This window comes from Neobacillus kokaensis (assembly GCF_014656545.1).
GTDB lineage: Bacteria > Bacillota > Bacilli > Bacillales > Cytobacillaceae > Neobacillus > Neobacillus kokaensis.
This window is the reverse complement of record NZ_BNDS01000004.1, coordinates 1-21,749: the sequence shown is the minus strand read 5'-3', so window position 1 is coordinate 21,749 and position 21,749 is coordinate 1. Positions and strand designations below refer to the sequence as shown.

25 protein-coding genes are annotated in these 21,749 nt (G+C 40.8%); 21 read left to right on the top strand and 4 right to left on the bottom strand.

Features of this window, described 5'->3' with window-relative positions; genetic code table 11:
• The first annotated feature begins 6 nt into the window (after positions 1–6).
• The 16 genes from IE222_RS06530 to IE222_RS06450 all read left to right on the top strand — a co-directional run bounded on the left by IE222_RS06530 (position 7) and on the right by IE222_RS06450 (position 15,685).
• A complete protein-coding gene (locus tag IE222_RS06530) occupies positions 7–1,389 on the top strand; it encodes an ABC transporter substrate-binding protein (protein ID WP_191270951.1) in 1,383 nt (460 codons plus the stop codon).
• A 73-nt stretch (positions 1,390–1,462) separates the two neighbouring features.
• Positions 1,463–2,338, top strand: coding sequence for a carbohydrate ABC transporter permease (locus IE222_RS06525; protein WP_223282599.1), 876 nt, complete (start codon positions 1,463–1,465; stop codon positions 2,336–2,338).
• Positions 2,339–2,350: 12 nt separating this feature from the next.
• The gene (locus tag IE222_RS06520) at positions 2,351–3,193 is read left to right on the top strand and encodes a carbohydrate ABC transporter permease (protein WP_191270945.1); all 843 of its coding nucleotides are present in this window, start codon (positions 2,351–2,353) and stop codon (positions 3,191–3,193) included.
• 28 nt (positions 3,194–3,221) lie between these two features.
• Complete coding sequence (locus IE222_RS06515) at positions 3,222–3,899, top strand: N-acetylmannosamine-6-phosphate 2-epimerase (RefSeq protein WP_191270943.1); 678 nt, start codon at positions 3,222–3,224, stop codon at positions 3,897–3,899.
• A 73-nt stretch (positions 3,900–3,972) separates the two neighbouring features.
• Entirely contained in the window at positions 3,973–4,851 is an 879-nt protein-coding gene (locus IE222_RS06510; RefSeq protein ID WP_191270942.1) for an ROK family protein, read from the top strand.
• 21 nt (positions 4,852–4,872) lie between these two features.
• Entirely contained in the window at positions 4,873–5,727 is an 855-nt protein-coding gene (locus tag IE222_RS06505; RefSeq protein WP_191270940.1) for a MurR/RpiR family transcriptional regulator, read from the top strand.
• A 408-nt stretch (positions 5,728–6,135) separates the two neighbouring features.
• The gene (ptsG, locus tag IE222_RS06500) at positions 6,136–7,671 is read left to right on the top strand and encodes a glucose-specific PTS transporter subunit IIBC (RefSeq protein WP_191270938.1); all 1,536 of its coding nucleotides are present in this window, start codon (positions 6,136–6,138) and stop codon (positions 7,669–7,671) included.
• Position 7,672: 1 nt separating this feature from the next.
• Positions 7,673–8,353, top strand: a complete 681-nt coding sequence (locus tag IE222_RS06495; protein ID WP_191271255.1) for an N-acetylmannosamine-6-phosphate 2-epimerase — start codon at positions 7,673–7,675, stop codon at positions 8,351–8,353.
• A 40-nt stretch (positions 8,354–8,393) separates the two neighbouring features.
• Entirely contained in the window at positions 8,394–9,185 is a 792-nt protein-coding gene (locus tag IE222_RS06490) for a MurR/RpiR family transcriptional regulator (RefSeq protein WP_191270936.1), read from the top strand.
• Positions 9,186–9,431: 246 nt separating this feature from the next.
• Positions 9,432–9,602 (top strand): hypothetical protein, encoded by a 171-nt coding sequence (locus IE222_RS06485; protein ID WP_223282598.1) that lies wholly within the window; start codon positions 9,432–9,434, stop codon positions 9,600–9,602.
• 631 nt (positions 9,603–10,233) lie between these two features.
• Positions 10,234–11,142, top strand: coding sequence for an N-acetylmuramic acid 6-phosphate etherase (gene murQ, locus IE222_RS06480; RefSeq protein ID WP_191270932.1), 909 nt, complete (start codon positions 10,234–10,236; stop codon positions 11,140–11,142).
• A 39-nt stretch (positions 11,143–11,181) separates the two neighbouring features.
• Positions 11,182–12,036, top strand: coding sequence for a MurR/RpiR family transcriptional regulator (locus IE222_RS06475; RefSeq protein ID WP_191270930.1), 855 nt, complete (start codon positions 11,182–11,184; stop codon positions 12,034–12,036).
• Between the two features lie 73 nt (positions 12,037–12,109).
• Positions 12,110–13,471: a PTS transporter subunit EIIC gene (locus tag IE222_RS06470; protein WP_191270929.1), complete on the top strand. Its 1,362-nt coding sequence runs from the start codon at positions 12,110–12,112 to the stop codon at positions 13,469–13,471.
• Positions 13,468–14,469: a MupG family TIM beta-alpha barrel fold protein gene (locus IE222_RS06465; RefSeq protein ID WP_191270927.1), complete on the top strand. Its 1,002-nt coding sequence runs from the start codon at positions 13,468–13,470 to the stop codon at positions 14,467–14,469. The genes IE222_RS06470 and IE222_RS06465 overlap by 4 nt, the downstream gene beginning before the upstream one ends.
• 213 nt (positions 14,470–14,682) lie before the next feature.
• Complete coding sequence (locus IE222_RS06455; protein ID WP_191270924.1) at positions 14,683–15,411, top strand: polysaccharide deacetylase family protein; 729 nt, start codon at positions 14,683–14,685, stop codon at positions 15,409–15,411.
• Positions 15,412–15,535: 124 nt separating this feature from the next.
• Positions 15,536–15,685, top strand: coding sequence for a hypothetical protein (locus IE222_RS06450; RefSeq protein WP_191270922.1), 150 nt, complete (start codon positions 15,536–15,538; stop codon positions 15,683–15,685).
• Positions 15,686–15,708: 23 nt separating this feature from the next.
• Here the strand turns inward: IE222_RS06450 and IE222_RS06445 are convergent, their stop codons facing one another.
• Positions 15,709–16,623, bottom strand: coding sequence for a DMT family transporter (locus IE222_RS06445; protein WP_191270920.1), 915 nt, complete (start codon positions 16,621–16,623; stop codon positions 15,709–15,711).
• A gap of 128 nt (positions 16,624–16,751) precedes the next feature.
• Between IE222_RS06445 and IE222_RS06440 the strand changes: the two genes are divergently transcribed.
• Both IE222_RS06440 and IE222_RS06435 read left to right on the top strand, forming a co-directional pair.
• Positions 16,752–17,396, top strand: a complete 645-nt coding sequence (locus tag IE222_RS06440; protein ID WP_191270918.1) for a copper homeostasis protein CutC — start codon at positions 16,752–16,754, stop codon at positions 17,394–17,396.
• Positions 17,397–17,481: 85 nt separating this feature from the next.
• Positions 17,482–17,730 carry a hypothetical protein gene (locus IE222_RS06435; RefSeq protein ID WP_191270916.1) on the top strand — a complete coding sequence of 83 codons (249 nt, stop codon included), beginning with the start codon at positions 17,482–17,484 and terminating at the stop codon, positions 17,728–17,730.
• A 167-nt stretch (positions 17,731–17,897) separates the two neighbouring features.
• On the opposite strand, the gene IE222_RS06430 is transcribed toward IE222_RS06435, so the two are convergent.
• A complete protein-coding gene (locus tag IE222_RS06430; RefSeq protein ID WP_191270915.1) occupies positions 17,898–18,137 on the bottom strand; it encodes a hypothetical protein in 240 nt (79 codons plus the stop codon).
• 7 nt (positions 18,138–18,144) lie between these two features.
• Positions 18,145–18,336, bottom strand: coding sequence for a hypothetical protein (locus tag IE222_RS06425; RefSeq protein ID WP_191270913.1), 192 nt, complete (start codon positions 18,334–18,336; stop codon positions 18,145–18,147).
• Positions 18,337–18,534: 198 nt separating this feature from the next.
• Here IE222_RS06425 and IE222_RS06420 point away from each other — a divergent pair, with 198 nt between their 5' ends.
• Positions 18,535–19,044 carry a hypothetical protein gene (locus tag IE222_RS06420; protein WP_191270911.1) on the top strand — a complete coding sequence of 170 codons (510 nt, stop codon included), beginning with the start codon at positions 18,535–18,537 and terminating at the stop codon, positions 19,042–19,044.
• 47 nt (positions 19,045–19,091) lie between these two features.
• On the opposite strand, the gene IE222_RS06415 is transcribed toward IE222_RS06420, so the two are convergent.
• Positions 19,092–19,478 (bottom strand): hypothetical protein, encoded by a 387-nt coding sequence (locus IE222_RS06415; RefSeq protein ID WP_191270910.1) that lies wholly within the window; start codon positions 19,476–19,478, stop codon positions 19,092–19,094.
• Positions 19,479–19,711: 233 nt separating this feature from the next.
• Between IE222_RS06415 and galU the strand changes: the two genes are divergently transcribed.
• Positions 19,712–20,590 (top strand): UTP--glucose-1-phosphate uridylyltransferase GalU, encoded by an 879-nt coding sequence (gene galU, locus IE222_RS06410; protein WP_191270908.1) that lies wholly within the window; start codon positions 19,712–19,714, stop codon positions 20,588–20,590.
• 170 nt (positions 20,591–20,760) lie between these two features.
• Positions 20,761–21,678: a DMT family transporter gene (locus IE222_RS06405; RefSeq protein ID WP_191270906.1), complete on the top strand. Its 918-nt coding sequence runs from the start codon at positions 20,761–20,763 to the stop codon at positions 21,676–21,678.
• The last annotated feature ends 71 nt before the right edge of the window (positions 21,679–21,749 follow it).

Here is a 21,749-nt window from a genome sequence, read left to right as displayed (position 1 = left end):
AAAAGAATGTTGAAAAAACGATTTCTAGCGACAGCCTTATCCAGTGTCCTAGCCCTGTCAGCTTTAGCAGGCTGTGCGAATAAAGATACAGGCACACCGGAAAAAGGGAAAGATGGCAAACAAAAAGTGGAATTATCTTTAATGTTAACACCGCAGTGGAAGGGTGTCATGGACCCTACAGAAAAGGGAGCCGACTATGACAGCTTTTTCAAATATGCAGCAGATAAATTTTCGAAACAGTATAAAGATTATGATGTGAAAGTGAAGGTCGAAGTAGTTGCGAGTGAGCAAAGGGATGAGCTTTTAAACGTTAAGCTAAATGGCGGCACTCCGCCGGATATTTTCTTTGAAAATACATTTGCGATGGGTGATTATGCACACCGCGGTGCGTTAGTACCGTTAAATGATATTGTCGATGATAAAGCGAAGGAAGACATTGCCCAAAACTACTGGGATACCGTTACCTTTGGCAAGGATGTTTACTTCTATCCATTCTCTCATATGCCGGGAACATTAGCCTACAATGCCGATATGTTTAAAGCAGCAGGTCTTGATAAGTATATTGGCGGAGAGAATGACATCAAAACTTGGACATTGGATGAATATGAAACCATTTTGAATACGCTTAAGAAAAAATTACCAAAGGATGCGTATCCAATGGGCATATTTGCTCTAAACAATCAAGGGGATACTTGGAACCTAGCTTATTTAAGAATGTTTGGCAATAAGTTTTTCGATGAAAAAGGTAATATCGTTCTTAATGATGCAAATGGTGTGAAGGCTGCAGAATGGTTAAAGAAAACTTATAAAGCTGGTTTAACAAACCCAGGTGCAGAGTCGGTATCTTCAAACGATGTATTATCTATGTTCCAAAACCAAAAGGTCGCAATCAGCTTTACAAACTCAGTACTATTTAACAATGCGAAGGCTGATATGGAGGCAGGCAAAGCGCCAAAGTTTGATATCAGACTTGCTAACATTCCGTCTGAAAGCGGCGACCCATTAACATTTACGTATGTATCTGGTGCAGCTATATTTAATACAAAAGATGAAACTAGAATCAAGGTAAGTAAGGATTTTGTCAAATTCTTCTCAACGGATCCTGAGCTTGTAAAGGCTTCAAAAAATGGTATTCCGGTTAGAACTTCTGTCGTAAAAGAGTTTGAGTCTACAAATCCATTATTTGCTGCTTATGATAAAAATGCGAAGTATATGTTTAACTTTACTGGTGGAGTTCCAGGTTATAGCCAGTTAAGACAAGTACTATATCCGGAATTACAAGCTCTATATACTGGTCAGAAATCAGCTGCTGATGCAGTTAAAGACTACCAAGAGAAGGGTAATAAAGTCATTCAAGATGCAAGAGCGAATTCGGTAATTAAGGAATAGTAACCTTCTGTGAAAATATTAAGAACTTGAGCCCCAAATTCGGGGCTTAAGTTTTAGAGAGGTAATGACTCCTATGAAAATGAATAGGCATGTTTTAAAAGAGAATTTGACGGGATATTTATTTATAGCCCCTCAGTTGCTGCTGTTTCTCATATTTCTTGTTTATCCCATTATTGAGGGGATAAGGTTAAGCTTATATAGAATTAATTATACCAATCAAGTTTTTGTTGGCTTTGAAAACTATCAACAATTATTTCAAGACCCCGTATTTATCAAATCTACGCTTAACACAGTCTTATTCGTTGTTTTCATTGTAGCTTTAACGGTTATTTTTGCACTTTTTGTCTCCGCAGCTGTTTTTGATAAAAATGCAAAATATGTTTCGTTTATTAGAGGAAGCTATTATATTCCTGTTATGGTTTCGATGGTTGTTATGAGTATGGTATGGAGCTTTTTGCTAAATCCTGCAAATGGACTCATTCCATATGTTGCAAAACAAATGGAATTATCATCTGTTAATTTTTTAGGGAATCCAAAAACGGTTTTACCTGTTATTATCTTTATTACATTTGCAACAAACGTCGGACAGGCGATCATTCTATATATTGCTTCTATGATTGGTGTTCCAAAGGATTTATTTGAAGCAGCTGAGGTTGATGGTGCAAACAAATTAACAATCATCTTCAAAATCTTAATTCCAATGGTAAAGCCTACAACAGTTTATATCATCATTATGAATATTATTGCCGTACTAAAAATATTCGTCGTTATTCAGTTGTTAACAGGCGGTGGACCAAACAACGCCTCCACCACTCTAATGTATTTCTTATATAATAATGCCTTTAAGTATAATCAGCTTGGTGTTGCTTCTGCTGTTGGTGTCATTATGTTCCTGATAACATTAGTTTTATCTTTCCCACAGTTAAGGTCAATGTTTAAGAAGAATTAGAGGTGAAAGAGAATGCTTAATAATCAAAATAAGAAAAAAAGAGAACCGGTGGACGTAATAGCAAATGTGATCATCATTTTCTTTGCGATCTTAAATCTGTTCCCTCTTTATTGGCTTTTTACCAGTTCATTAAAAAATAGCTCTGATGTATTAAAAATGCCGCCAGATTGGTTTCCGAAAACCCTTACCTTTAGTAACTATGTAGATGTATTCCAAAATCAGCCGGCTTTAAGATGGACATTTAATAGTATTTATGTATCTCTCGTAACAACCATCGCCGTAATTATCGTCAGCTCGCTGGCAGCTTATGCTTTTTCTAAACTGAAGTTTAAAGGTAAAAATGTTATCTATATCATTTTTATCTCTAGTCTGATGGTTCCAAAAGAAGTTATGATTGTTCCTTTATTTAGGATTATTCAAAATCTAGGTATGGTAAACACCCTTAATGGTATGATTTGGCCAAACGTCGCTACCGCTTTTGGTGTGTTCCTGTTAAAAGGATTCTTTGATACCATACCTGATTCATTAAGAGAAGCGGCTAGAATTGATGGAGCTGGTGAGTTTTATACCTTCTATAAAATAATTCTGCCGATTGTCAAACCGGGAATTGGTGCCTTATTTATTCTGAACTTTGTTCAAGTTTGGAATGACTATCTCTGGCAGCTGGTTGTCGGCCAAGAAGAAAACACTAAAACATTAATGGTAGGGATTGCTTCATTAATGCAGGATTTAAATCCAAACTTTGCTTATAAGATGGCTGGAGCAACGGTTGCTGCTGTTCCAATGCTGTTAATTTTTATCTTTTTCCAGAAGTATTTTACAAAAGGTCTGTCCATTGGTGCTGAAAAGGGATAATAAACATCAGTTTGGAGATGTATCTTAGATGAATGTATTTGATAAAATTAAAGGAAATCTGGTAGTATCTTGTCAAGCACTTCCAGAGGAGCCACTGCATAGCTCATATATTATGGGAAGAATGGCGTATGCAGCTATGCTCGGCGGTGCGAGTGGAATTCGTGCGAATAGCGTGGAGGATATTAAGGAAATTAAGAAAACCGTTGATTTGCCGATTATTGGTATTATCAAACGTGATTATGAAGGCTGTGATGTCTTCATTACGCCAACCCTCGAAGAAATTGACCTTCTTTGTCAAGAAGGAGTCGATATCATTGCCATTGATGGGACGAGCAGAATTCGACCAGATGGCAAGACCATTAGTGAAGTTTTTCCGATTATTAGGGAAAAGTATCCGAATCAGCTCTTTATGGCAGATTGTTCCACCTATGAAGAAGGAATTCAAGCTCATCAATTAGGATTCGATTGTATCGGTACAACCTTAAGTGGATACACCGACTATACAAAAGGGAAGCATTTGCCGGATCTTGACATGATGGAACGATTGGTAAAGGATATTTCTGTTCCAATTATTGCTGAGGGTGGTATTTGGTCACCTGAACAGCTTAAGGCTGCATTTGATAAAGGCATTCATTCAGCGGTGGTTGGAAGTGCGATTACGAGACCAATGGAAATTACAAAAAAATTTATTGAAGCGATCCGCTAAATCACAGATAAATCCCTCGAGAGTTCTCGTGGGATTTATCTGTCTGTGGATATAATTGTAAAGGGTGATTCATGTGAAAGTGTTAGCAGCTGATATTGGGGGAACATCTATTAAGTTAGGTATCTCCGATGAAAAAGGAAATCTCGAGATTTTTAAAGAATATGATACGGAAAGCAAAAAAGGCGGCCCGTATGTAGTTGAAAAGCTCATTCAAATCCTATCTGAGTTTGATGGTTATGACGCGATCGGGATTAGTACTGCAGGGCAGGTAAATAGTGAAGAAGGCTATATCATTTACGCAAATGAGAATATTCCGGATTATTCAGGAACACGGTTAAAGGATATTTTGGAGGATAAATTTAAGGTTCCTGTAAAAGTGGAAAATGATGTGAATGCAGCCGCTTTAGGGGAAGCGTATTTCGGTGCTGGGAGAGATTTTAAGGATTTTCTCTGTCTTACGTACGGTACAGGCATAGGCGGTGCAATTATACTAGATTCAAAAATCTACAAGGGATATAATGGAATTGCTGCAGAATTTGGACATATCATTACCCATCCGCTAGGAAACGCTTGTAACTGCGGCGGCAGAGGATGTTATGAAACATATGCTTCGACAACCGCCTTGGTTAGAAAAGCCAAGGACATTGATCTAGAATGTGTGAATGGGAAAGTTATTTTTGATAAAATCCATCATGGGGATGCACGGATGAAAAAAGTTCTGGAAGATTGGGTATTTGAAGTGGCATTGGGCGTGACTTCCTTAATACATATCTTTAATCCTCCTGCTATTATTGTTGGAGGTGGGGTTATGGAGCAAAAAATGCTTGTAGAAATGGTTTCTGTCAAAGTACAGGAACTTATTATGGAAAGCTTTTCCGACGTAAACATAATAAAAGCTTCACTGGGGAATAAAGCAGGAGTTCTTGGTGCAGTATCTCTGCATTTGAGATAATGGGAGTAGGAGGGGTGCTTCATGGCAAAAGTAGATATTTTTTCGCTTATTCGTTCACGGTACAATGCATTTACGAATACAGAAAAAAAAGTAGCTGACTATATCCTCGAAAATATGCAGGACGTGATTTACATGTCGATCACAGACTTGGCTGATGCTTGTCATATAGGGGAATCTAGTGTATTTCGATTTTGTAAAACAATGGATTTAAAGGGGTATCAGGAATTTAAGATTGCACTTGCACATAGTATCTCTAAAGAAGAAGAAACGCCTCAGCTTTCTGGAGAGATTACGATGCAGGATTCGATTGGCGAGTTGTCTGCGAAAATTCTTGCGAATACAGTCAGCGCGCTTACAGAAACACTGAATCTTATTAATGAACAGGATATTTCGAAAGCAATTGACAGTATGATAAAGGCAGAGCGAATTCACTTTTTTGGTGTTGGTGCATCCTTGATGACAGCCATGGAAGGTAAAAATAAGTTTATGAGGATTACCAATAAATCTGAATGTGCGATAGATTCACACCTTCAGATCATGTCAGCTGCCTTAATGACCGAGAAAGATGTTGCTGTACTTATATCTTATTCAGGTTCCACAAAAGACACGATTGAAGTCGCAAAGATTCTAAATGAAAGAGGAGTAAAGATTATTTCGATTACACGATTTGCTAAATCGCCTTTAACCAATTACTCCGATATCACACTGCTTTGCGGTGCAAACGAAGGGCCACTGCAAGGCGGCAGCCTCTCGGCAAAAATAGCACAACTATACCTGCTTGATCTGCTATATGCCGAATACTTTAAACGAACATACAAAGAATCAGTTCTAAACAAGGAATACACCGCCAAAGCGGTCATTGAAAAAATGCTATAATATTATGGTGCCTTTCATGGTGCCTTTTTTTTTGTACTAGTTTTGCGTGCAGAAGATACTTTTTTAGAAGAGTTTGATAAAGTTGTCGTTTTGATACAAACCTTGCGAAGAATATTATTGTTATTAGAAAAAATAAGACAGCTGGTATATTATAGGTAAAAATCTTATAGAAAAGGAGCGCTTGTATCTGACACCAGAAAAAATAGATAAATAAAATCCAATTTTGGAGTAATCATAAAAATATGGTTACTCTTTTTTTAACCATAGAAATGGTGTCTGACACTTTTTTACCTTACCAATATTTACATCCCAATTAAGGCCAAAAGAGAGCAAACCCTTTCTTGATTTTACAACCGGTTTCTTTTATACTAACTCATGAAAATAATTTTCAAACAGGAGGTAAGTTTGATGAGTAGTTTCTTCGAGAAAGCGCAACAGTTTGGTAAATCGTTCATGTTACCGATCGCAGTTCTTCCAGCTGCCGGTCTACTACTCGGTATCGGGGGTGCTTTGTCTAACCCCAACACAGTAAAAGCCTATCCATTTTTAGATATTTCTTGGCTTCAAAATATTTTCACCATTATGTCAAGTGCCGGATCTGTGGTATTTGCTAACCTTGCATTATTATTCGCGGTTGGTATTTCAGTAGGACTGGCGAAATCTGACAAAGGTACAGCAGGGCTTGCCGGTGTCTTAGCATTCCTGGTAATGAACTCTACGATTTCAGCATTACTAACGATTACTGGGACCATGAACACTGAAAACCCAGCAGCTGCTGGTCAAGGATTAACATTAGGTATTCACACACTTGAAACGGGCGTTTTTGGCGGTGTAGTTGTCGGGATCATGACAAGCTGGCTGCACAATCGCTATAACAAAAAGCAGCTGCCACAGTTTTTAGGATTTTTCAGCGGATCACGATTTGTACCGATTATCGCTTCATTCGCGGCAATTTTTCTAGGGGTAATTGTATTCTTTGTTTGGCCGTTTATTCAAAAAGGAATTTTTCAAATGGGCGGTCTTGTAGAAGCAACAGGCTATATTGGAACATTTATTTACGGCTTTGTATTAAGGATGCTTGGACCATTCGGTTTGCACCACATTTTCTATATGCCATTCTGGACAACCAGCCTTGGCGGTGCCCTTACGATCGATGGAAAGCTTGTCGAAGGGACACAGCGGATTTTCTTCGCACAGCTTGCAGACCCAGATACACATAAATTCTATATTGGTACAGCCCGGTTTATGTCTGGTCGTTTTATTACAATGATGTTCGGCTTAGTCGGTGCCTGCTTAGCGATGTACCATACAGCAAAACCAGAAAACAAGAAGAAGGTTGCCGGCTTGCTTGCATCAGCAGCGCTTACTTCTTTCTTAACAGGGATTACCGAACCAATTGAATTTTCATTCTTGTTTATAGCGCCAGCGTTATATGTCCTGCATGCATTCTTGGATGGTCTGGCGTTCATGCTTGCTCATATTTTCCAAATTACCATTGGTCAAACGTTCTCAGGCGGATTTATTGATTTCATTCTCTTCGGTATTTTACAGGGTAATGCAAAAACAAACTGGATTATGGTTCCAATCATTGGTATTCCATGGTTCTTCGTTTACTATTTCTCATTTAAGTTCTTGATTAAAAAGTTCAATTTCAAAACACCAGGCCGTGAAGAAGCCGGTGAAACTGTTGTCAATGTGACGAATAAAACAGAACGTGCTCAAGCTATTGTTGAAGGTCTTGGCGGTAAAGACAATCTGCAGAATGTTGACTGCTGTGCAACCCGCTTACGTGTAACGGTAAATGATGTCGACCAAGTAAACGATGACGTTTTGAAACAGACTGGGGCAAGGGGCATCGTGAAAAAGGGAAATGGGGTTCAAGTTATTTACGGACCGGAAGTTACCATTATTAAAAACGAAGTAGAAGAATTGGTTGGTGAATAAGATGTTAGAAACAATTAATGGCGGACTTGTGGTTTCGTGCCAGGCGCTGGACCACGAACCGCTGCACAGCTCGTTTATTATGGGAAAAATGGCGCTTGCTGCAAAAGAGGGCGGCGCCTCCGGAATTCGGGCTAATTCTAAAGAAGATATCATCGCCATTAAAAAAGAAGTATCACTTCCGGTAATCGGTATTGTGAAGCGAGATTATGATGACAGTGAAGTATTCATTACAGCAACAAAACAAGAAATCGATGAGCTTTTAGAAAGCGGCTGTGAAATGATTGCGCTGGATGCTACAATGAGAAAAAGGCCTGGCGGGGTAACAATTGATGAGTTAGTTTCTTATACCCGCAGTAAAAATCCGAACGTTCAGCTGATGGCTGATATTTCTACATTGGAAGAAGCTATTCAGGCTGAAAAAATTGGCTTCGATTGCGTTGGTACTACGCTTTATGGCTATACAAAGGAAACAGATGGTCATAAATTATATGATGATGATTTTGCTTTTTTAAAAAGTGTCGTGGAACAGGTGTCCATTCCTGTTATTGCAGAAGGGAATATCATGACTCCGGAAATGCTCAAAAGGGCATTTGAACTAGGTGTTTCTTCCGTAGTAGTCGGCGGTGCGATAACGAGACCCCAGCAAATCACGGCACGGTTCGCGGAACAGCTACCTAGATAAAAGGAAGCGGCGTAAGTTTCATAAAAAAGGATGAATGTTCATGGCTTCTGTGTTAAATGAGATACAAAGTATATATTCTTCATTATCCGATAAAGAGAAAAACATCGCTGATTATATTTTGTCCAATCCGGAAGAGACCTCACGCAGTCATATTCAGGAGCTGGCAGAGGCAACTGGAGTGTCGGTCAGTACCATCACCCGTTTTGCTAAAAAGGTATCCTGCCAGAACTTTGTAGAAATGAAGGTGAAGCTTGCCGGCGGCTCTGAAGTAAAGGAAGGCGATGGCATTGAGCAAAAGCTGGTTGCTTCTTATCGAGAAATGCTGGCAGATGTACAATCGCTGACAGACCCAAAGCCGTTTGAAATAGTGATTACTCATTTAACACAGGCCAAAAGAATTTTTATCTATGGGTTGGGAAGCTCAGGATTAGCTGCCCAGGAATTAAATTATCGGTTAAGCCGGATGGGGCTTGTTTCCGAGGCTGTTACAGATCCACATTTAATGATTATTCGAAGCACCCTGCTGGGGGAAGGCGATCTAATCGTAGCCTTTTCACGTTCCGGTCAAACGAAGGACTTACTGCAATCAGCAAGGAAGGGAAAAGCACAAGGAGCGAAACTAATTGCCTTTACTGCTTTTGGTGAAACCCCTTTAACCGAACTCGCTGATGCCGTTTTATGGACCGTCCATCCGCTGCGCAGCAATTTCCTGTTAACAGGACTTGACATGAGTACCCTATATCTAATCGACCGAATCAGTCTTTACTTCCTAGCAGATGAAAACCGAGAAAAAATGTACCTTAAAACTATTGAAGCGATCAAGGAACGGTAATTGTCAGTGGTGTCAGGCACCATGTGAATTTTTCACATAGTGGCTGACACCACTTCTTTGTGGGTACGACAGAATTATTAAATAAATGCGAGGAACTCGGCTAGAATTCAGCGGAATAATTTAAATAATACACGGACTTTCATTTTGAGGAAGGCTCCTGCCCATTTTATGATTAGAAATGCTCATTTATTAGGTCACTGACATAGTCTGTGATGTATAGAAAAATAAATGAAAGCAGGTGTCGGTATGCCTCCATTTTACAGCGGTTTCGGTTATCCGATGATGGGCTTTGGCTATGGCGGTTTTGGTGGATATGGTCCTTTTGGATACGGCGGTTTCCATCATCACCACTTTCCATTCTACGGTGGGTACGGATACCACCATCCGTGGCACCATCATCATGGGTTTGGTTGGTAAATATTGTGGTTTTCTAAAAGACAAATTTAATTGTTGAACAGCTAAAATGTCCCATAGAAAGGCTCTATGGGACATTTTAGCGTGCGGTTGAGGTGGTTTACGGATGGCGTGATTATTGCCAGTCCCAGCAAGGATCGTGTCGGGTCTTTTCCTAAAATAATTTCTTCATCAATCATTATCCGAACTTCCCTAACAATCTTCTCCGTAAGCTCATGCAACAGCATGTTTAAGCACCTCCTTTGGTGCCTGACACCAATCGTATGAGGTTATTATAGCGGAACGAATCGTTAAATAGGGAATACTCTCTTTGATATTTCACTTTAGAAAAAATATAATCGGTTTAAAAATGGAAAAACAAAGGAGAGAGGACGAGGGAAGTATCAACTGTTGGCTGTCGATCTCGATGGTACATTATTTACCGATGAAAACTAAATCGAATCTGAAACGATTAAGGCCATTTAATATGAAGCAGGAATGGTAAGGGCAATTCACCAGCATCTTCTCTCATAATATTTTAAAATAATATTTCATAATTTTAATAAAAATATTGAAATTAAATTTCATAAATAATATAATAAAGACACAGGGAAACGTTTACATCTCGGAAAAACTAACAGGAGGATACCGTTAAATGAAAGAACATCTCGAACTATTAACGACTGAATCACGAAACGAACAGTCGATGAAGATTGATACAGCAGGGCCGACAGAGATATTAAGAATTATGAACGAAGAAGACCAAAAGGTGGCGCTGGCTGTAAAGGAGGTCCTGCCGGAAATAGAGGCAGCAGTCAAATTTGTTTTTGAATCATTTCAAAGAGGCGGCCGGCTGATTTATATGGGGGCTGGCACAAGCGGAAGATTAGGCGTGCTCGATGCTGTCGAATGTCCGCCAACCTTCAGTACCGGTACGGAAATGGTGCAAGGACTGATTGCCGGCGGAGCAGGGGCATTTTTGAAAGCGGTTGAAGGTGCAGAGGACAGTCCGGAGCTTGGAGTAGAGGATTTAAAACAAATCGGGCTGACAAATGATGATACGGTCATCGGTATTGCCGCGAGCGGCCGGACACCCTATGTCATCGGGGCGTTAAAATACGCCCGCAGCATCGGGGCAAAAACGGTCGCATTGTCATGCAACAAAGATGCCGCTATCAGTAAAGAGGCGGATCAAAGTATTGAAGTAATTGTCGGACCTGAGGTGCTAACCGGTTCCACCAGGCTAAAGGCGGGTACAGCCCATAAAATGGTGCTGAATATGATTTCTACCTCGTCAATGATTTTACTTGGAAAAGCCTATGAAAATCTAATGGTCGATGTTCATGTCAGCAATGAAAAATTAAAGGAACGGGCAATCGGCATTATTCAAAAAATCACCGGTGTTTCCTATGAAACAGCCCTAGAGGCGCTTGAAACGTCCGGCCTTCAAGCAAAAACAGCGATTGTTATGATTAAGACAGGTAAAACTAAAGAAGAGGCCGAAAAGTTATTGGCTGATGCCAATGGTTATGTAAGAACAGCAATTGAGGATGTTGAAAAATAAGGAAAAGATTCTTATTGGAAACTAAAGGAGATGTTGTGAATGGCAGCAGGCGGTCTAAAAATGATTCAAAATATGCTCGAGCAGCTTCCAACTTCCGAGCGAAAAATAGCTGAATATATCCTCGAAACCCCTCAATCAGTGCTAAATAGTACTGTTAATGAAATTGGTATCCAAGCGAATACAAGCGGGGCAGCCGTAATCAGGCTGTGCAAATCGCTTGGTTTAAATGGGTTTCAGGATTTAAAGGTGAGAGTTGCAAGCGATTTGGTCAAACCGGTTGAGCAGGGCTACCGTGATATCGAGCAGGAAGAATCGTTTTACTCTATCGTTCAAAAAACAACTAGCAATAGTATTCAAAGCTTGCGCGATTCTGAGGAAATTATTAATTATGAGGAACTCGAGCGGGCTGTTCAAACTTTGCTGCGGGCGAAGAATGTTCACTTTTTTGGAATTGGGGCTTCTAATATTATCGCGCTGGATGCGCAGCAAAAGCTGCTAAGGATTCATAAAGGTGCAACCGCTTTCTCGGATGCCCATCTGGTTGCGACATTAATTGCGAATGCCGGAAAAGATGATGTAGTATTTGGAATTTCCCACTCCGGGGAGACGTCGGAGGTCGTTAAAGTGATGGCACTGGCGAAGGAGCAGGGTGTTAAAACGATCAGTTTAACGAAATATGGTCAGTCATCAGTTTCGTCACTTGCGGATATCAAGCTGTTTACCGCGGGTTCCGGCGAGGCGCCGTTTCGAAGTGCAGCAACCTCATCCCGGCTTGCCCAGCTGTATATGATAGATATTTTATTTTTATCAATGGCTACAGCGGAATATGAGCAAACCGTCGAGTATATTGATAAAACTAGAGAGGCCATCCGGTTTTTAAAGCAAGGAAAATAGACGCTTTTAGGAGGTGGTGCGAAAGCCTTTTAAGTGTTCTTTTTCAAAAAACAACAGAGAAGAGGGGAAAACAATGGCTGGAGAGAACAAAGTTTTAGCGGAAAAGATCCTTGAGCAATTGGGCGGCGCTAAAAATATTGCCAATTATACACATTGTATGACAAGACTTCGGGTCACGCCAAACGATGAGTCACTGGTTGACAAGGCGGCACTAAAGAAAATTGACGGGGTCCTTGGCTTGGTAGAGGAAGAAACACTACAAATTATTATCGGTCCTGGAAAAGTGAACCGCGTGACCGAAGAGTTTGGTAAATTAATAGATGCATCGGGCGGGATTGATTTAAATGAAAAGGCAGCGGCAAACAAGGCTGAAATTAACAAAAAGAATGCTACGCCATTCAAGCTGTTTTTACGGAAAATCTCAAGTATTTTCATTCCGCTTATCCCGGCACTAGTGGCATCTGGTTTAATTACTGGTATTTCAAAGGCCATTATTCAAGCCGGCTGGCTGGCAGCGGATTCGCAAGTTGCAATGATCCTCACAGTAATCGGCGGCGGACTATTTGGTTATCTTGGTATTTTAGTAGGTATTAATGCAGCGAAGGAATTTGGCGGCTCACCTGCACTCGGCGCGCTGGCTGGTATTTTGATCATTAATCCTGCTGCAGCGGGTATTAAATTGTTTGGCATGGAATTGCTGCCTGGACGTGGTGGCTTAATTGGCGTCATGTTTGCAGCTATTTTTATCGCTTTGGTTGAAAAAAGAGTACGACGCTATGTTCCGCAAGCACTTGATATTATTATTACCCCAACGGTTGCTTTATTGATTACCGGTATTGTAACTTATCTTGTCTTTATGCCGCTTGGTGGTTTTATTTCAGATGGGATTACAAAAGGATTAACTGCCGTACTTGATATGGGCGGAGTTGTAGCAGGTTTTGTTCTCGGTGCAACCTTCCTGCCGCTTGTTGTCACTGGCTTGCACCAAGGGTTAACACCAATTCACTTAGAGTTAATCAACTCTATCGGCAATGACCCGCTTCTGCCAATCCTGGCCATGGGTGGTGCAGGTCAGGTTGGAGCCGCATTTGCGATTTATTTTAAAACCAAGAAAAAACGTCTGAAAAATGCGATTGGCGGTGCGCTCCCATCTGGTATGTTAGGAATTGGCGAGCCGCTCATCTTCGGGGTAACTCTGCCACTTGGCCGTCCATTCTTAACAGCATGCCTTGGAGCAGGTGTCGGAGGTGCGTTCCAGGCCGCGTTTAATATTGCAACAGTTGCCATAGGTGTTTCCGGCCTGCCGCTTGCCTTTATTATTGTCACAGGCCAGGTTCTATTATATCTCGCCGGACTGTTAATCGCGTATGCAGCAGGCTTTGTGTTTACGTACCTGTTTGGCTTTAAAGACGAGATGGCTGGTGAATTTGATTGATCGGCATTTCCTTTTATTTGAATGACCCTTTGGCGGAAGAGAGAATTGCTCTTGCCGGCCGGCATGGTGTGAAGCGGGCGTTTACCTCGCTTCACATCCCGGAAGAATCCGGTAATTTGGCCGCTCGGGCGGAAAAACTGCTGGAGACGGCGAAGGCTTCGGGCATTGAAGTGTTTGCAGATGTTTCGCTGCGGACGCCTGCACATTTAGGGGTTGAGAGCTTATATTCCTTGAAATCGTTGGGCGTGATAGGCTTGCGGCTCGATGACTTTTTCGATCATGATCTGATTTTGGGTCTGGCGCAAGAGTTTAAACTCGCCTTAAATGCCAGCATCTTGTTTGAAGACGATGTTTTGCGGCTTCTAGACGGCGGGCTTAAGCCAGATCAGCTGATTGCCTGGCATAATTTTTACCCGCGCCGGGAGACCGGGTTAGATGAAGGTTTTTTTGTAGCGCAGAATAGCTTATTCAAACGGTTTGGTATTCCGGTATGCGCCTATATTGTTGGTGACGGTGAGAAGCGCGGCCCGCTGTTTGAAGGACTGCCAACGTTGGAAAATCATCGTGGTGTGGATCCGTTCACTGCAGCGCTTGAGTTATATGGATTGGGTGTAACGGATGTGTATGTTGGCGACCCAGAGGTAAGCGAAAATCTGCTTGAACGGTTAATTGATTACGACCGGGATCAGGTGGTTCCTCTTCGTATTGACGGTGAGTTGAAAGGGGAATTCCGCCTTCGACCTGATTTCGCCCGCGATGTTCTTCGGTTGATGGACACCCGCAGCAATGAGGAGGTTCCAGCGGAAAATACGATTCCGCGGGTCAAAGGGTCTGTCACCATGGATAACGACCGCTACGGACGCTACCGCGGTGAAGTACAGATTACCTTTACTGATTTACCAGCAGACGAACGGGTGAATGTGATTGGGCGGGTAGTGGCAGAGGACCTGCCACTGCTATCAATGATTCAACCCGGACAAAAAATTAAGTTTATTTGATGTTAAGAGACTCTTTCGATGGCGAAGGAGTCTTTTTTATATAATTGGGTTAGGCACCGGGGGCTTGAGCGGAATTATTGCTGAATTCCGCAGAATAAATGAAAAAGTCTGCGGAATTACCAGGGGAATCGGCGGAATAAATTTGAAAACCCGCGGAATTATTACAAAACATGGCGGAATAATAAAGAGAAAAGTTTTAAAGTGAGGATTCCAATGAAAAAGTACTTACTATTGTTTTGCCTTCTTTATTTGCTCTACCCGTCACCGGCCTCCGCGCACCAGAAAATACCGATTTTGGTGTATCATTCAATCGATGAATACAAAGGTACTGGCGCTTCAAAGGAACTGTATGTCACCCCAGAAAACTTTGAAAAACAAATGACGTATTTACGAGATCAAGGCTTTACATTATTAACGTTTGAACGATGGGAAGATAGTAAAAAAGTGAACAAGCCCATTTTTTTAACCTTTGATGATGGCTATAAAAATAACCTAAATGTCTTTGAAATTTTTCAAAAATTGAGCACTCCGCAATTTAAACCAACAGGCACGCTTTTTGTCATATCGGACTTTATCGGCCGCTCCAATCGATTAACCGCAGCAGATTTAAAACGACTCGCGGAATCAGGTTATTTTTCCATCCAATCACATACTGCAACACATCCGGATTTGACGAAAATAACCGACTTCGTACACGAACTAAAGGATTCTAAAGCAAAAATTGAACAGATTTCCGGCAAACCAGTGATGGCCCTTAGCTATCCATTTGGAAATTTTAATAAAAAGGTTGTGGAGGAAACGAAGAAATATTACAAATTCGGCATTACTACGACACCAGAGCTGTTTTCTGAAAAAGGAATCAAAGACGAACTCTATTATCTGCCGCGGATTTATGTAAAATATTCGACGACATTGGAGGAGTTTGCAAAAATCGTAGAGTGAGCTTTGTTTCGCGAAATAATTTTAGATTTCCGCGAAATTCTAGGGATAGTCCGCGAAATAAACTAAGAAGTCCGCGAAATAAACTAAGAATTCCGCAAAATAAACAGAGAAGTCGGCGAAATAAATGGACATCGGCGAAATTCAGTTTGGAATTGGCGAAATAAATCGGAAAGTCCGCGAAATTCCGTTCGAAATCGGCGAAATAAATTGGAAAATCGGCGAAATTCTATTCAAATCCCGCGGAATCCGTCCCGCTCCCGCAACCGCCCATTAAAAATCCCCATAGACCATTAAAGTCTACGGGGCTGCTTTTTCAATCGGATATGGTTCGTGCACCGCCGGTTTCTTTTGTTTCTGTGTTAAAAATAGAAATACACCGATTAGAACGATCACGCCTCCAGCCATTTGCCAGGTTGTGAGCCGTTCGCCTAAAATAAAGTAAGCTAGAATGGTCGATCCAACAGGTTCTCCTAAAATGCTCATGGAGATAGTTGTCGCGTTTACATAGTTCATGAGCCAATTATTAATTACATGGCTGACGGTTGGCACGATAGCGAGCAGCACGAAAATGCCCCAGTCCTTTGCCGGATAACCAGTAAACGTCACATTTGTGGCAAAGTTAAAAATAATGAGAACGATAGAAGCAAAGGAAAACACGCAAAAGCTGTAAATCCAGTGCGATAATTGTTTTACAATGGTCTGCCCAATTAAAAGGTAACCAACCACGGCGATTACACTGAAGAAGGAAAGAAGGTCTCCAAACATTGCTTCCTGACTTAAACCGAAGTCACCCCAGCCAATCATCATCGCCCCGATTATGGCGATGCCCATAGTCATTAGTGCTGAACTGGTGGTTCGTTCTTTAAAAAGGAAAAATCCGCCGATTAGCGATATAATTGGCTGAAGGGCTAAGATAATCGTCGAGCTTGCTACCGTTGTGAATTTTAAAGAGCCAAACCACAGAACAAAGTGAAGTGCTAAAAACACGCCGGAGAAAAATAAAAAGAGTGCTGTTTTTTTATTTATTTTCCGCAGCTCCTGCCGGTGAATCCACACCATTGGGGTTAATAATAAACTAGCAAATACCATCCGATACATCGCCATAATGGATGCTGGTGCGTCAGACCATTTCACAAAGATGGATGAAAATGAAATGGCTATAATTGAAATAATAAGCGGCAGGCCTATGGATCTTGTTTTTTCCTGTGTCATAGTAAGTTCCTTTCAAAACGATTATTCTAAGATAATATACCATAATTTTATAGTTGAAGTTAGACTCTTATTTTTGGAAGAGTCATAGCGAAAACTTGCAAATCTATATTCGAAAGGAAGAATTATTCATGATAAAAGAAGTATGTGTAGAAAATTTTACGATTATTCCAGAAGCAATCGAACGCGGGGCCTCCCGTGTGGAGTTATGTGATAACTTAGCTGTGGGCGGCACGACAGTCAGTCACGGTGTTGCCGTTAAAACGATTGAATACTGTCACAAAAATAATATTAAGGTGATGGCCATTGTTAGACCACGAGGAGGAAATTTTATTTATAATCAAACAGAAATTGAAATGATGAAGGAGGATATTGTACATCTAAAGCAGTTGGGCACAGACGGAGTGGTATTCGGCGCCTTAAATGAACGCGGCTGGATTGATGAGGAGACAATGCTCACACTGCTGCAAGCTTCCAAAGGGCTCGACGTCACCTTTCATATGGCGTTTGACGAAATCAAACCTGAATTACAGTTTGATGCGATTACATGGCTCGCGAATCACGGTGTTCAGCGAATCCTGACACATGGCGGGCCGGCTGGTACTAATATTGGAAACAACCTGCCGCGGTTAAAGGAATTAGTTAATTTTGCTACAGGGAAACTTATCATTCTTCCTGGAGGCGGAATTACCGATCAAAATGTAAAGGCTATTGCCAGTGAGTTAAATGTAACTGAAGCCCACGGGACAAAGATAGTTGGCGAATTAGGCATTTGATTTAGAACCTGCATGTGATGTTTCACCGAAAAAAATGTTCAACATAAAATGATGTACAGAGAGGGAGAGCAGAGGAGGAATCATTGTGCCTTCGGTAATCAATTTAGGAGTACTGAATGTCAATACACCGCAGCAAAACTCGGCAATCACTGTGGGAGAGTCGATTCTTACCGGGATGGACGCCAACCGGAAATACAATTTGGCGTTTGGGGGTACATTTGGTTTGTTTAATATCGTTTCTGCCAATATAGGTAATAATATAGATAGCTTAGATGGCATTGATGGGGTAATCTTTGATCAAGATATCAAACCGAACTTTGGTGCAAATGTATAGAGGAGAAACTACCATACCTTACTTAAGGATGGTTTTTTCTTTTATTAGAGATTTTAATCTATATTTGGAGAATTAAACATTTCTATTAATGATTTCAAGAAACTTGTTAGAAAATTCAAACAGCAGGCATATTCAAAAAAAAATAAACCCCAACCATAAAGGGTTCATTATTCCGGCGGCTTCTCAGACTCATTCTTTTTCTCATCTTCATAATTTGTTAATCCTGCGCTCATGCTGGAAAAATCGTTATGGCTGCCGTGGATGTTACCCAATCCTTGGTTGGTCTTTTTACTGCTTTTAAAATCCTCAATGAAATTATTACCGATACTAAAGCAGGAGGCACTTTCAATGGTGCCTATTTTGATGGTGCCAATATGAAAAGTAGGGGAAAGAATGGGGGTGGCCACGATGGATTCATCCTTTCTTCATCTTATTTTTTATCATAATCCCGTGTTTTACCGTATTCTCGGTGCCTGCCACCGAGCCGATTATCTCATTAATAAAGGACTCGTTTTCAAATTGTTTCAGTGTATTTTTTTTACCGAAAAAAATGCCAGAGGACTTACCAATACTTGAAACGGTGATATCTCCGAGCGAAAGCTTCATTCAAATCAATCTCCCTTGATCATTAAATCTGTACCCAATTTTGTGAAACTAGTGATTTCTCTTTTTAAAGCATCCTATTCAAAAACTAGGCGAATGACACAAAACCCCGTCTTTATCTTCTATAGGTATTTAACACAATAACGCCGCCCAAAACATAATCTGCATAAAAGACTAAATCACAGCGTGGTGTAATGATCAATGTCCCATTCGTTTGAATTTAAATTTACAGGGAATATCCATGTCCAATCCATGGACCGGCAAGCAGGTATTTTTATTGGGGAGAGAAATAGTGCAGTTGGCTGGAGCGCCCATGGCAAAGCGAATAATGTAATTGGAGGAATCAGCGGAAAGTCAAACCTGCTCTATGAAAACGTCCTGATATTAAATGATCCTGATCTTATTGACACTCCGATTGATGACCGGGATATTCATATGTCGTTTGAAAACCAAGTGGAGGAAAAAACAGCAAATCTCACGTTTGAGAGCGTCAATGTCAATACGATGCAGCAAAATTCTCTAGTATCAATTGGGGAAGGACATGTTACGGGAATGGATGCCAATGAAAAGATTAATGAACCCCAGGGAAGTATCTATGGAAACGGAAATATTTCCTTAGGTAATTACAATGTAAATAATGACCAGGATGTGCTGGATGCTATTATAGATGATCGAGATATTAAAATTGCAAATGTAAAAAAGGCAGAGTGAACTAAGGTCTATTAGCTTTATAAACCTTAAGAAACTGATTGGAAAGCTTAATTGCGATACCGATACCCTTTTGAGGTTTTGGTTATCTTTGGTTCCGTAGATGATTCATCGGACGGTTCTTCAGACATTGCTTCTTTTTTCAAGCTCTCCTTATCACCCTTTTGAATTAGGGACTCGGCAAACTCCTCGGAGGCGCTAATATTTGTTCCAATCAATAGCTTCCCGCTCAATTGGTCAATTTCGATATTGTCCAAGCGAAAGACGATGTTTTCGAGGTGGTCAATTTGGACGTGTTCAAGATGAATATTTTTTCCATCAGTATCCTTTTGCTGCTTTTCCAACAGCTCAATTAACCGGTCTAATTTTGTAAGCAAAAGGGAGTTTATATTATCCGCCTTTTCTGGCTTTTTCTTTTTAAAAGAAAAAAATTTCAAGATAAACTCCCTCCTTTCATGCAACATGTACTGTAAATTTGGCAGGCCGCTATATTCATAACTATATGAATTAGTGTCCTTTCTTATTCGGAAGGGGAAAAGTTGTTCAAGAGCCTAGAAATATTTAAAAGATTAGTCGGCTTTATTTGGAAAAAATGATAAAATAAAGTGGGAACTTGAGATAGGAATCTCCTATTTGCGATAATTATTGAAAACAAGGTAAGGTGACTTGAATGAAAAAAGTTAGAAAAGCGATTATCCCGGCAGCCGGATTAGGGACAAGATTTCTTCCGGCCACAAAGGCGATGCCTAAGGAAATGCTGCCTATTGTCGATAAGCCAACGATTCAATATATCGTAGAGGAAGCTATTGCTTCTGGAATTGAGGATATTATTATTGTAACCGGTAAAGGCAAGCGTGCGATTGAGGATCATTTCGACTTTGCCCCAGAACTTGAACAAAACTTGCTAGAAAAGGGGAAAACGGATTTATTAGATAAGGTTCGTTATTCGACTAACCTTGCGGATATCCATTATATCCGGCAAAAAGAACCTAAGGGACTTGGCCACGCAGTTTGGTGTGCCCGCAATTTCATTGGGGACGAGCCGTTTGCGGTATTACTAGGCGATGATATTGTCCAGAGTGAAACCCCGTGCTTAAAACAGCTAATCAATATATATGAAGAAACGCATTCATCGGTGATTGGGGTTCAAAAGGTGCCGATGCAAGAAACACATCGTTACGGAATTGTTGACCCTGCCCAGCAAAATGACCGCAGATACCAGGTGAACAATTTAGTCGAAAAACCAGCACAGGGAACTGCCCCGTCTGATTTGGCGATCATGGGCCGCTATATCCTTACACCTGAGATTTTTATGTTCCTTGATAAGCAGCAAACAGGTGCCGGCGGAGAAATCCAGCTGACAGATGCCATTCAAGCACTCAACCAAATTCAACGCGTCTTTGCATACGACTTTGAAGGCAAGCGCTTTGACGTCGGTGAAAAAATCGGCTTCGTTAAAACAACCATTGACTTCGCACTCCAAAATGATGAATTACGCAAAGAAGTAATGGAATATTTAAAAGAAATTGTCAGTGCCTCCGAGCAATAATGGTGTCAGGTACCATAAACATCCTCTTCTGGGTAACTACCAGCTGAGGATTTTTTTGTGCTTATATGTGTACAAGAAGGGAAAATGTAATTTCTAAAACAAGTTATTGAAACTATTTTCCGGCCATGATACTCTTGTAGAGTTGTGTAATTTGTTAGAGGTGATAAAAATTGAACACCAAAGCGTTTATCTTGGCATTCATCACGGTCATGATTTGGGGGTCGTCTTTTCCGGCAATTCAAGCTGGATTACACGGAGGCTATTCTCCGGGTCACTTAGTACTCATTCGTTATCTAATTGCATCCGCTCTTTTTGCGATTTATGCCTTGTGGCCGGGAGTTAAATTCCGACTTCCTCGAAAACAAGACATTCTGAAAATCGCTGCTCTTGGCTGGGTGGGAATAAGTATTTATCATATTTGTGTTACGTTCGGACAACAAACGGTATCCGCTGGTACGGCAGCCATGATTGTGGCTTCAACGCCGATTTTCTCTGCCCTTATCGCCGTGTTCATTTTAAAGGAACGCTTGGGATTGTTCGGCTGGGTTGGATTAGCGTTAGGTTTTAGCGGGATTGCCATTATTACATTAGGAACATCAGAAGCATCCATTCAAAATATGAAAGGTGTGTTTCTATTACTCATAGCTGCGTTTGCAACATCGATGTTATTTGCTTTCCAAAAACCGCTTTTAAGCAGATATACATCAATGGAATTAAATGCCTATTTTACCTGGGCTGGAACATTGCCGTTTGTAATTTTCTTCCCGGGAATTATTTCTGATATTCAACATGCGACAATGGAAGCTAATTTTTCGGTGATTTATATTGCTATTTTTCCAACAGCGATTGGCTATGTCACATGGGCATTGGCAACAGGCGCGGGAAAAGCCAGCTCTGTTACAAGTCTCTTGTATATCGAACCGGTATTTTCGATTTTAATTGCATGGATCTGGCTGCATGAACTGCCTGGCTTCATTTCTATTATCGGTGGTGTTGTAGCCATTAGTGGTGTTGTCGTTGTTAATTTGCTTGGGTCCAAGCAGCATTCTCTAGTAAAAAAAGAGCATACGATCAAAGCTGCGTCCTAGTTACAGTGCTGTTTTAAAAGGTCATTTCCTTCTTTGATGGAGGGAGTGGCCTTTTTTCTGTGAAAATAATT